Genomic DNA, 12173 nt, shown 5'->3' with positions numbered 1-12173 from the left:
TACGAATCGGTTTACGGTGGGTTTTTTATATTTTTCGGCAAATGATCTTTGATTTGGTAAAATATACTTATCTATTTAGAATAGCTATACTGCAGTTTAACTGAGGTGAAAAAATGGATGTAATTGAAATGGTTCGTGAGCGGATTCGTGATGAGAAAAATAAGAAAGAACGTGCTGTTGTTTTTTGGTATGACCCATCTGGACAGGAAGCGGTAGAATCTTTAACAGAATCATTAGTAAATGAAAATGTAACGGTACGAGAGATAACAGAGAATAACTTTTTTAAATTAAAAATAGAAATGGAGATCGAGCATCCTAAAGAGTCTTTTTTATTGTATGCTCCTTTTTCGCGTCCGTCTGATGAAGAGAATTTTTTATTAGATATTCTTTTGTACGGATCTGAATTCAAAGCAGACCAAATTGCCATATGGTCTGAACAATTAGGTGTAAAAGATGTTATTTTACGTACGATAGTCAACCAATATCCAGCGTTCTTTAATAGTAAGGAACGGAGAGAAAGGTTAAAGAAAGTAGTTAATCCTTCGCCTAAAGAGGAAGAAATTGAAACGGCATTACTTGCTGTGCTAACAGGCGCTCCATCATCCAATATTTCTCATATTACAAAGCATCTCTTACTTGAAGGTCTGGAAGAAGATCAAAACAGTACTTATAAAAAAATTAGCAAGATATTTTCAATTGACAGGATGTGGGAAATATTAGAACAATATTTTGGTCTGCGTCTTTCAGCTGAACAGAGAACACTGCGATACTTAATGGAGCTGCTTTTATATGCTCACTTTTCTAGAGATGCAGCAGTTACTATTAAAGCATTAGATGAAAAATACTCCACTATACGAGCCAATATTTGCGCTTTATTTATCGATGATTGGATGCGTGGGAAGGCAGAAGAAGTTGAAGTGGTGGAAAAATTCATAAGAAATATAGAAAGTAGTTTTCATTTACGAAATCACTTACAGGAAATATCTATTGAGCAGTTTGATAAAGCAAGAACATTTCCAATCGTTGATGTGTTACTTATTGAAAAAGTGATCAATGAATTACAGCTTAATACAATCAATTTAGTGGCTTGGAAAGAAAAGATATCTTATCGATTAAGCACTCACTGGGGACGTAAATCTAAAATAGCTGGGCTGTATCGTTCATTATTAGAGGCTGTACGATTAACGGATTACAAAGAGTACTTAACCAAGTATGATACACGCGAAGAGTTATATGAACAATATGCTGTAAGCCTTCATTTCATTGATCAAACTTATCGTCACTTTATGCAAGCTTATACCAGACTTGAGCAAAGAGACTATGTAGAACCGATAGCAGAAGTTCTTACTAATTGGTATGAAAATGTCTATTTACGAAAAATAGGTGATGAAGCAAATTATATACTTGCTAGTGAGCAATCATCTAAGGTTCCTTTGCAGAATGGATTCTTTAAAAGAACAATACAGCCAATCTTAGATAAGGAATCGACAAGGGTATTCGTCATTATTTCGGACGCACTCCGCTATGAGATTGGTAATGAACTTTGTGACCGCCTAAATAAACGTATCAATGGTGAAGCTAGTATATCGCCAATGCTTGCTAGTCTTCCGACATATACACAGTTAGGAATGGCTTCTTTGCTACCACATCGTGAACTGACTATAAGTGAAAATAAAATCGTCTATGCTGATGGTGAACCGACAAATGGTACAGTAAACAGGTCAAAGATTTTACAAAAGGTAAATCCAGATGCTGTTGCTTATCGTTGGGATGAGTTTGATAACTGGACTCAAACGGAGGCTGATTCAAATTTTAAAGGGAAACGGCTTGTTTATTTATACCATGATGTGATTGATGCTGTAGGAGATTCAAAAAAATCTGAGCGAGATACATATACAGCAGCGGAGAAAGCAATAAATGATTTAGAACGTACGATCGATCGGCTTTCGCGATTGCAGGCAAAAAGAATCTTTATCACTTCTGATCACGGTTTCTTATTCCAATATCCAAAAATCGAAGCTGACGTAAAAATTGAATCAGTAAAAGGGAGTATCATTGAAGGTAATCGTCGATTTGCTTTGGGACAAGGACTAACCATTCCAGAAGGAGCGGTTAAGCTAAACGAAAAGCAATCAGAATTAATGGAAGTAGAAACCGTAATAGCAAAAGGGATTAACCGTTTTACTGGCGGTGGTGGATTACAATTCATTCACGGTGGCGCTATGCCGCAAGAAAGGATTATCCCGCTTATTGATTACCGCCGTACGGATCGTGCCGAGTTAGTAGGGGTAAGTGTCGCCATGTTAGATAAAGTGATTACAAACTTCCGTGTACCAGTCACTCTTTATCAAGAAGAAAGTATTTCTAGTGATTATTTACCACGTAAGATTAAGGCGGCTTTTTATATAGATAATGAACGGATATCAAATGAAATAGAATATGTATTTAACTTAACGGGAGAGAATCCTCAACGTACAGAAAAACTTATCTTTAATCTGGCAGAAACTTATTACACTATGGGACAAGTGTGTACGTTAAAGATAGAGACCGTACAAGATAGGGGTATTGAATTATATAAAGAAGAAAATTTTACGATTCGAATGTATGAAGCATTGTACTAATGGTTAGAACCTGTCTTGCAATAGAGCTTGGCAGGTTTTTCCGTAGAGAGGGGTTAATCGTTGTTAAAGGTCGGAGAAATTATAAAAGGTCCTTTTTGGCCAGAAATTGTAGAAATCAGAAATTGTGAGCTAATCGATGAGGATATTTATTTGGTTGAATCGATCGGTAGGAATACAAACAAGTATTATGATCGATACCTTGAGCAGTTTCAGTTGGAACAATTGGAAAAGATTCAGCGGGAGGATTCTAACTTTAATCCAGAACGCCTACAGCATTATTTACAATATTACATTTTGAAAACAGAAGAGAGATACTCACAATCAAGAGCAAGAGGAAATAAGAAGATTATTCCTCTGCCGCACCAGATTGAAGCTGTGTATAGTCGGATGTTGCAATCACCACAAGTTCGCTATTTGTTGGCGGATGACCCGGGGGCGGGTAAAACCATTATGTCTGGAATGCTCATTCGTGAGCTGTTAGCAAGACAAAGCGCGGAACGGATTCTCATTCTCGTCCCACCATTAGTGTTAAAACAATGGCAAGAAGAGTTAAAGGAAAAGTTCGGAGAGAATTTTACGATTGTCACTCGTTCTCTTTTAAATCATTCGAATGAAATTAATCCATTTGAAGCCTATGATAAAGTGATCGCTTCCGTATACTGGGCATCAAGAGAAGAAATAAAATCTCTCATCTTAAAATCGCAATTTGATCTTGTCATCGTGGATGAAGCTCATAAAATGGCAGCTTATACGCATGGAGTAAAAAAGAAAAAGATTCAGCGTACAAAGATGTATCAATTGGGTGAAACTTTATTGAGGCATACAGAGCATTGTTTGCTGCTCACAGCAACACCGCATAAAGGGGATAAGGAGAACTTTCGCCATTTAATGAGTTTGGTTGATCATGACATCTTTTCCCGTCTAAATAGTGGGGAATCCATGTATGAGAAAAGTAATCCTTTTGTGATTCGCCGTTTAAAAGAGTCAATGGTAAATTTCGATGGTACACCGCTCTTCCCTAAGCGTACCACTAAAACAATTTCTTTTGAATTAAGCATTGAAGAGCAGGAGCTGTACGAAGAAGTTACTGAGTATGTTCGAGAACATTTTAATCGGGCAAAACAAAATAATAAACCAAATGTAGCTTTTGCAATGATGATTCTTCAACGTCGGTTAAGTTCTTCATTGGATGCCATTTATCTTTCATTAGTACGTCGAAAAGAGAAACTTGAGGCTGTTTTAAATAATCAGCAACAAACTCAACAAGTTGATACTGAAGACTTCGAAGACCTCTCAATAGATGTACAAGAAGAGTTGGAAATGCAGCTAGAAGGGGAAACAGATACTCTTAATTTAGAAGAATTACAGCTAGAAATTGATGTGCTGGGCCGTTTAGTTGAAAAAGCAAATTGGATCCGTCAGCAAGATGTAGAAAGGAAATATATTGAACTAGAGCAAACTTTATTTGGAAGAAACGGACTGTTAGCAAAAAATGAAAAGATATTAATTTTTACTGAATCAAAGGATACACTGTATTACTTAGAAAAGAAATTACTGACTCATGTACCAGAGGTAGCTAAAATAGTAGGGAATTTCCCGATGGACCAGAGACGCATAGAGGTAGAAAAGTTTCGTAATGAACTGCAAATTATGCTGGCTACTGACGCTGGTGGAGAATCCATCAACTTGCAGTTTTGTAACCAAATGATTAATTATGATATACCGTGGAATCCCAATCGACTCGAACAACGGATGGGCCGTATCCATCGTATAGGACAAAAAAATGAAGTATTCATTTTTAACTTAGTGGCATCCAATACACGCGAAGGAGATGTATTGGTTACTCTACTTGAGAAGATGGAACAGATGCGAAATGACTTAGGACAAGAGCTAGTATATGACTTTATTGGTGATGTATTAAAGGAACAAGGTGTGGATTTGTCAGATTTAATGGAGCAAGCGGTAAGTGGTAGGGAAAACTTAGATGAACTCATTGCACATATGGAAAAAACTCTCTCAGATGAGCATAAAAGGTTATTAGAATTAGCTAAGCAAGAGAGGATGGATGAGCAAAGCTTTGACTTACCCGGAATGCGGAGAGCATACCAAGAGATTTCCATCAATAGTCTACCATCAAGAGTGTATGGTGAATTTGTAGTAACACAGTTTGAAGAAACACGAATCCGTCTTCATGTTTCATCTGATGGGACAATAGGGAGAATTGACCGTTTTCCAAAAAACGTCCGCGAATTAGCAAAAAAACGACGGATCTTATTAAAAACGGATGAATCGATTCGCTTTACATTAAACCCTCGGAAAGAAACAGAAGAAACACCGATATTACAAAATGATCACCCACTTTATAAACTAGCTTTAGAATTAGGAGGAAGTGAAATTCAGCAAATTTCCATTCCTGTTTGTCATGTTAAAGCAAATGTAAATGAACGAGTTACTGTTGAATTAGATCAAGTTAGTATAGTAGATGGAACAGGAAGAGAATTAGAACGTTCTCTTATGCTTTTAGGAAAACGTGAATCAGGTGAATGGATACAAATCGATCCGTACTGCTTATTTACTGAGCCATTTGAAGTGATAGACACAAATGGTATAGAAGATACATCTTTCAAAAGAGAGGCTATAATGTCAGCACGTAGGCTTTTGCAAGGGGTCCAAATGAAGAGAGATGATTATGTTAATAAAAAGAGTTTGTACTTACGAAAATCTTTTGATGAACAAATGACTACTCTTCAAAATCGTCTTTTTCAATATGAGCAAACTAATTTGGATAATAAAAATAGCGCTTTAATTAATCAAACTTATACACAAATTGAAGACCTAGAGGAACGGAGCCGTGAGCGATTAGACGACATAGAACGAGAGCGCAGCATACAATTACAACCAATTAAACGAATTGCCCAATTGGTCCTAGAGTATACAGTACAGACAGGCAGAGTAATCCCAGATGATGTATTTCAAAAGGTTAAAGAATATGAATACAAAAATGGAAGAATCAATATCCAAAAGAGAAATGCTTTTGGTCTTGTTGATTTTACTAGTCAAGGTACAAAGGATGAAACGCGTTTTATTATTGTTACGGACTCCTTGTCAAATCTTTTAGGAACTATTAATTATGATGATTATGTTGGAATTGAACCATTTGTTTATATTTATGTATTAGCAAATGGGGAAATACAAGAAGAAATACGATTAGAGAAATCTTGTAAACTTTTATAAATTTGCAACAGTATATAAAATCTCATAGTTCAGTTCTAGGAGATTTTTGAATCCAGTAATCTTTCAGGAGTTTTGAGAGTGCGAAAATTATCATTTTATTAAAAGTCAAGTAAATTTCATTCAGTGTTGATAATAAAGTGATATCATTTAATGTCACACATTTTAATAGTAAAATAAGAAGGACAGGTTAGCTTGGTAAATATATGCTCAACCTATCCTTTTTTTGCACTACAAATGACCTTATTTACTACAACAACAAAATTTGTGGTTGTAGTACTAAAACCCTACAGTAGTTTAAGTGGGATATTACAAAATCTGCGGGAGAAGTTAAAAGATGCCTAAATGATGCGCTGAAGCTCAACTTACACTTGATACAATGTGAAACGGTCATACTTCAATTGATATATTTTGTACACAATTCATTACAGTGTCTCCGAAAGACCTAACATCTGATAGATAATCATATCCTTCAGGTGAACCAAAACTATTAAACATACGAACTGCTACCAAGTTTTCTTGTGGGATTACCAACAAAGTAACACCTGTATAACCCAGAATCTGGTATGACCCTTTTGGAACTCCTGCACCTATCTCTGATTTCTTAGCAGGTAAATCTTTTACAAACCATAAGAAACCATTTTGCGGTAAGTCTTGATCTATCGCTGTTGGGCTTTGTACCGATGTAGCCAATTGTATAATCTCTTTTGGAACGATTTGTTTTCCATCTATCTTTCCTTGTTTGAGATGTAAATAACCCCAATAGGCTAATTCACGTGTCGATACATACATATTCATTTTGTCGCCTTCAGTGCTATCACTTGTTTTCCAATCCCCATCTCCATTATATCTAAGGATTACATCCACTAGTTTCTCGTGTTTGTGTGCATACCAATTCGATTCATAGAAACATAAAGGATTAAATACCAGCTCGTGAATAATATCGGATACTGTTTTTGAAGTAGTCTTCTTTACAATCTGAGTCAAAGCATCAATGCCAACCTGACGGTATGTCCAGTTTTGCCCAGCAGGATACTCACGAAAAACAGTTTTCTCCTTTTGATGTAAGCCGTGCGTATGAGTTAATAAATGCCTGATAGTTGTGTCCTTCCAACTAGTCTGGTCAAATTCTGGTAGATACTTCAATACTGGGTCATCTATGTTTTCTATGTAACCGTAATACACAGCATATGCGACAGCAAAGCCAATATAGCTTTTTCTTACTGAAGCTACGTGAAATTGAGTATCCGCCTTTACTATTCTTGCGTCATTTTTGTTGGATTGTTTCCCGATATATTCTTCTAAAACAATGGAGTCATTATGTATTACAATAACTGAAGCTCCTGAACAAATTACTTGGTTATAGGTGTTATTAACATGATTTAACACAGAAGAAAAATTATGATTTGGTTTATTTGTGAGAAACATGATATAGTGCCTCCACTCGCTTAGTCTATAACAATATTAATTCGATTTTCGGGGTATTTATCCTTTTTTTATAGCGTACATAATGTTTTTGTCTTTTACACTTACTTGAAAGCTTCAAAATAGTTAGCAACCCATTTAGTATTATTTTCAGCGATATATTGTTCTGCAAGAATTAGCCTTTCGACTATCTCTTTTTTAGATAATTTCATATATTTCCTTTCTAAATTTTTAAGATTACGGTTTGGTTTAATTTTATGAAATTTAATATCCTCTAAAGTTACAGAGCTATTGAGAGTATTACTTTTTCTATTTTTTTGTTTATAAGTTTTACTGTGTTGCTTATAATACTCGTATAGTTGCTCGTTTGTGCGGATTGTGTTAGGGTGAATCCCTTTACCTTCAGTATCAATTTTTTTTGATTGCTCAGCTATTGTTGTAAGAGTGATAGGGCTACCTTTTTTAATCAATAAATTAATAGCTTGTTCACCAAGTTCAAGAGAACGATTACTTCGCTTATGATGACTATATTTAAGCCAAGCACGTTCATTTTTGGAATCGGATGTGTGGCTCATAATTTTGTTCCTCCCTGTATTTTTCAATCAGTTCAATTTCCTTTAACTCATTACGAGCGTGTTTGCGCATTGCCTTTGCTTTTTTAACCTCTACATCTAACCCCATTAAAGAGTATCTTTTTTCCATATCTTTGGATAACTCGATGACTTCATAAAGCTGATGTTTCTTCTCAGGTTGTGGAATTTTTGCTCTACAACCTAAACACTGCATTTTAATAGGGCATACAGCGTCCTCTACACAAATTCCCCCCAACACATTATTAAATATCCCAACCTTTTCTTGGTATTCTACCCATTGGTCCTGAAGCTCTTTAGGGCTTCTGAGGATAGCCTCATCCAAATCAACATAATCTGAAATAACATCATGTAAATCACTGACTGTCTGGACAACTTGGCTTGAGGTTGGTTCAGAATAATACCCTGTTACATCCACATCACGCTGATGTAACATCTTTGCTACTATTTCAATGGGAATTTTTTGCCGTTGCGCTGCTTCTGTAGCAAATGCATGACGAAGTAAATGTGATTTTATTATGACAGGAATTCCTTCTTGTGTTTCCAATATCAATCCATGTAATAGGAAGTGGAGACATGAATCGATAGTGTACCGTTTTAATGCTTTGTAATTGTATTGAAAAAAATAAGGTTTCGGTTCAGGAAATAAGTGACTTCGAACATCACGGTATTGTACACTTGGAATCTTATTGCTGCTGTAATGTTCGCGAAGCATTTTAGCGACGCTTTGTATTAATTTCATTGTTTGATCACTTATGTAGTATGGTTCTACTTTGTCACGACCTTTTGGTATAACATAGAAGGAAAATTTCGTTTGTTTGTTTACTTTAATAGCACGTATGCATTCCTTTGTATTACTAATCTGCAACAATTCATTTAATCTTGCGCCTGTTGTAGTAAAAACATCTAAGGCTAACAAACCAAAGGTGGTTGCAACATACAGTGGTTCAATATCAAACAGAACACGTCCTGATTTGTTTTTAAAGTTAGAAACCGTAGTACTTTGAAATAAAATTGCTTTATGCTGAGAATGAAAAGGATAGGGCAAACTAGTTGAACCTTTTTCACCATATCCCCATGAAAGAAGAAGTTGTCGTTTCTGTTCTAATTCTTCACTTGAGATATTTCGATACCAGAGACCTATTAAATTTTTTTGTATTATTTCTCTGAACCACAATCCTTCTCCTATGTCATCATCTTCAACCCGTTCTGCACCTAAAAATTCGAGAAAATAGTGATTATTATCATCAGAGTATGTTCCAGTATGGTTTATGGCTGCTTTTACAATTGAGTCAGAAAACTTGTCCTTATGGTATATAACAAACGATGGCTTATCCCATAATCGAAAAGTAAAGCGCTCTCCAATACGCGCAGGCTCGTTATATTGAATTTCCAATGGTAATTCAGCTTTTCCATGTTTGACCTGTTCAAATGCCTTTAAAAAGGCTTCTCTAATCCTTTTGATTTGATTCCATCGAAAGTGCGCTTCCGCCCTAATTTGGGGTAGAAGAGGAACGACAGCATCAGTTTCGCTTTTACGAGTTTTATGAGCTTGTTCTGTCGCATCTTTTGAAAAAGAGAAATCTCTAGAAGTAAAATACGGTAAAGGGATTAAAAATTTCTCAAAATATCCTTGCTGCTCTTGATTACACTTTAATTTTATCCACTTACTGGATTCATAGGAGACTCGTTTATAATGGCTAAAAAATATAGATCGCATATTGCTAGAATGCTCTGGGAAAATAGAGGCCTTTAGGTAATTGTATAGGTGGATATTAACATCGAAGTCCAACATATCTTCTAATCTATAATTATTAAAAATATCGATCAATCTTCTGTTTATGTTTTTAATACTTTGATATGTTGTTTGTACATCTAAATTCTTTTCAGTTTCAGCAAGAATTCCTAGAAAAAGATGGTTTGTCCAAGGTTTATTTAAACAGTAATTCAAAAAATATTTAATTGATTGCTCATGCAACTTATCTAATAAAAAGTCACCCCTTGCATCTTGTATTAGAAGGATATTTTCATCTACTTTCTCCTTCAAATTTAAGTAAAAAGGAGACTTTGGTTTTTGTGACTCACTTTTCATTCCAATCATTCCAATCCATCTAAAAGTTCCTGTATTTCTGAATCTATTATTATTTTTTCTTTATTATCAAAAACAAAAGAACCTTGTTTTAGCTTTTTTTCACTTTTTTGTTGTAGGTATTCTGTTTCCCTTTTTGCCATGTTTTCGAGCATTTGGTCATGTGATTTTCTATGTTTTTCTTCATCAAAATAATGTTCATATACGTCAATAGTATTTTTGTCTTTCCAATGTATATACTTAATTAACTCCATTTTCTTTTGATTAATCTCAGCTTCAGTTTTAGAAGTATTGTATATTTCGCGTAACCTAGTAGTAACAAACCAGTGTCTTGTTTTATGAGGATTCAGCTTAATACCTGACACTTTGATTGCTCTGCTCCAGTGATAATACCAAGATTCATATAAGAAAGGTGTTCCTAATTCTGTAAGAAACATAGGGGCTTCGTTTGGTAGATTTTCAAAACCACAATTTAATTTGTCAAAATGTTTTCGCTCTGTGTTTAAATATTTCATTAGCAACTTAACAGTATCTTTACTGAAACGCAGAAATTTAACTTTTTTACCATGACTACCTTTATTAAAAGTACTAACTTCTTGATAAGACTTCCGTGAGCGATAATCACCAATAGTTAACTCAATTACCTCTGATACTCTTGCTCCTGTTTCAAACAACATACGTGCTATAACAACTTCTCGTAATGACCAGTTCACCTTTTTCCCTGCTTTATATATCCGAAAGGGAAGATAAGGGTCATCAATAATTTCTGGCTGCCACTCTTCATTGATTAACTTGAAATAGGAATCAGTCATCCTTCTATGTGGTATTGCATCTTCAGTTCCTGCTTCTGAAGGCATACGAGGTTTATCCTTTCTTACACCTTCGGTACTACTTTTATAATTATCTAATATTGCATAAGAATCGATTAAGGGATTGGAATACTTATACTGTTTTAGTTGAATCAGGGATTTATAGAATGATTTTAAAGCTGAAAGAAATAAACTGACGGTCTTAGGGCTTCTGTTTGTCCTGTTCACAAACTTAAATGTTTCGTTTTCTCGAACTTTACATCCCATCTCCTGCCTAAGATAATCTTCAGCAGCAACTCGTATGGCTTCAGGTGGTTGATCCCACTGTACCCGTTTCCCCTGATAATTACTTGACTGATCTAACCAACTAAAGAAGGGAAGAAGACAGTTCAAATACGTTAGGGCTGTACTTTTATTATTCCTTCCTATGCAATCGTGATAATAGTCTGTTAAAGGTAGAAAAGGTTGACTTTCACAATAAAAAACCATTAATTCATAACGGCTTTTAATTCCTTTAGGTCGATAATAATATTGATATTTAGCCATAAGAGTCATGCACAATCACCCTATTTATGTTTTTAATCACATTCTAGTCTTCAAGCCAATTATAAAAAGGAACCTTTCTTTTATAAGGCTCATTATAAGAATTAGTAGCAATACTGATGTCCTGCTGCGATAATTCATATAATCTTTGACTTTGCTTTTTAGGTAACTTTGTAGGAACAGAAGTGGGACTCCAGTTCTCACGAACTGCTTTTTTAATAAATCCGTCAGGATTTTTAATTTTTGTTGCAGATTGTTGCATTATTAGGAGTATCTCCAACGTTCGTTTAATTCCTATAATAGTAAGAACTGATAAAATATTCTCGGTAGGAGAAGTAAGAGTAACAGCTTCGTAGGCTAGTGTAACTAACTCTGTTTCATTAACATCAGGTTCTACTTCGGGCTGATCGATTGTACTGACGGGAACAAGATGATTTGTTAAATTTAATAAGTCAATTTCAGGAATTTTCCATCCTTCTTTATTACTATTTCTAAATGAATTAGGTAATTTACCTGAGCGAAGCCACCGTTTTATTGTTTCCTCGTGCTTTCCGAGAATTTCAGCTACTTCTTTTACTGAATATATCTTCGTCATTACAACACCCCTTATAAGAATGTATGTTTTAGGAATGTACGTTCTCATTATAGTGCAACACTGGTGTAGTTGTAAATATTTAACTTTAATGCGTTGTTGTGGTAGTAAATGAGGTCATTTAGAGGTCTATTAAATATTTAAGTACACCACTGTATATAAGTGATGTACTTAAATATTTATATTATGTGTGACATTAAAGACAAATATATACTATTCCTATAAAAAGGTACAATCACTTATCCTTAATATTACATAGTATTATCGCACTCT

Annotated in this window: 7 protein-coding genes; 2 read left to right on the top strand and 5 right to left on the bottom strand. The window is 34.9% G+C overall.

Translation table 11 applies throughout. The features are described from left to right. The first annotated feature begins 113 nt into the window (after positions 1-113). Positions 114-2621: a BREX-1 system phosphatase PglZ type A gene (pglZ, locus tag JOC86_RS02205; protein WP_205168139.1), complete on the top strand. Its 2508-nt coding sequence runs from the start codon at positions 114-116 to the stop codon at positions 2619-2621. A gap of 60 nt (positions 2622-2681) precedes the next feature. After that, positions 2682-5855, top strand: coding sequence for a DEAD/DEAH box helicase (locus JOC86_RS02200; protein ID WP_205168138.1), 3174 nt, complete (start codon positions 2682-2684; stop codon positions 5853-5855). A gap of 387 nt (positions 5856-6242) precedes the next feature. On the opposite strand, the gene JOC86_RS02195 is transcribed toward JOC86_RS02200, so the two are convergent. From JOC86_RS02195 to JOC86_RS02175, 5 genes are all read right to left on the bottom strand, one after another. Beyond that, a complete protein-coding gene (locus JOC86_RS02195; RefSeq protein ID WP_205168137.1) occupies positions 6243-7280 on the bottom strand; it encodes a serine hydrolase domain-containing protein in 1038 nt (345 codons plus the stop codon). A 101-nt stretch (positions 7281-7381) separates the two neighbouring features. Continuing rightward, positions 7382-7852, bottom strand: a complete 471-nt coding sequence (locus tag JOC86_RS02190; protein ID WP_205168136.1) for a hypothetical protein — start codon at positions 7850-7852, stop codon at positions 7382-7384. Then, positions 7824-9959 (bottom strand): site-specific integrase, encoded by a 2136-nt coding sequence (locus tag JOC86_RS02185; RefSeq protein ID WP_205169982.1) that lies wholly within the window; start codon positions 9957-9959, stop codon positions 7824-7826. The genes JOC86_RS02190 and JOC86_RS02185 overlap by 29 nt, the downstream gene beginning before the upstream one ends. A gap of 5 nt (positions 9960-9964) precedes the next feature. Beyond that, on the bottom strand, positions 9965-11311 hold the full coding sequence (locus JOC86_RS02180; RefSeq protein WP_205169981.1) for a site-specific integrase: 1347 nt from the start codon (positions 11309-11311) through the stop codon (positions 9965-9967). 43 nt (positions 11312-11354) lie between these two features. Then, positions 11355-11903, bottom strand: a complete 549-nt coding sequence (locus tag JOC86_RS02175; RefSeq protein ID WP_205168135.1) for a helix-turn-helix domain-containing protein — start codon at positions 11901-11903, stop codon at positions 11355-11357. Positions 11904-12173 lie beyond the last annotated feature (270 nt).

It is taken from the genome of Rossellomorea pakistanensis (assembly GCF_016908495.1).
Classification (GTDB): domain Bacteria; phylum Bacillota; class Bacilli; order Bacillales; family Bacillaceae_B; genus Rossellomorea; species Rossellomorea pakistanensis.
The sequence above is the reverse complement of the archived record's forward strand: the minus strand, read 5'-3'. Positions and strand labels throughout refer to the sequence as shown.

What these genes read in the sequence shown, in the direction of transcription:
- pglZ (WP_205168139.1), top strand. Translation starts at nt 114, where the DNA reads ATGGATGTAATTGAAATGGTTCGTGAGCGGATTCGTGATGAGAAAAAT.
- JOC86_RS02195 (WP_205168137.1), bottom strand. Translation starts at nt 7,280, where the DNA reads ATGTTTCTCACAAATAAACCAAATCATAATTTTTCTTCTGTGTTAAAT.
- JOC86_RS02190 (WP_205168136.1), bottom strand. Translation starts at nt 7,852, where the DNA reads ATGAGCCACACATCCGATTCCAAAAATGAACGTGCTTGGCTTAAATAT.
- JOC86_RS02185 (WP_205169982.1), bottom strand. Translation starts at nt 9,959, where the DNA reads ATGAAAAGTGAGTCACAAAAACCAAAGTCTCCTTTTTACTTAAATTTG.
- JOC86_RS02180 (WP_205169981.1), bottom strand. Translation starts at nt 11,311, where the DNA reads ATGGCTAAATATCAATATTATTATCGACCTAAAGGAATTAAAAGCCGT.
- JOC86_RS02175 (WP_205168135.1), bottom strand. Translation starts at nt 11,903, where the DNA reads ATGACGAAGATATATTCAGTAAAAGAAGTAGCTGAAATTCTCGGAAAG.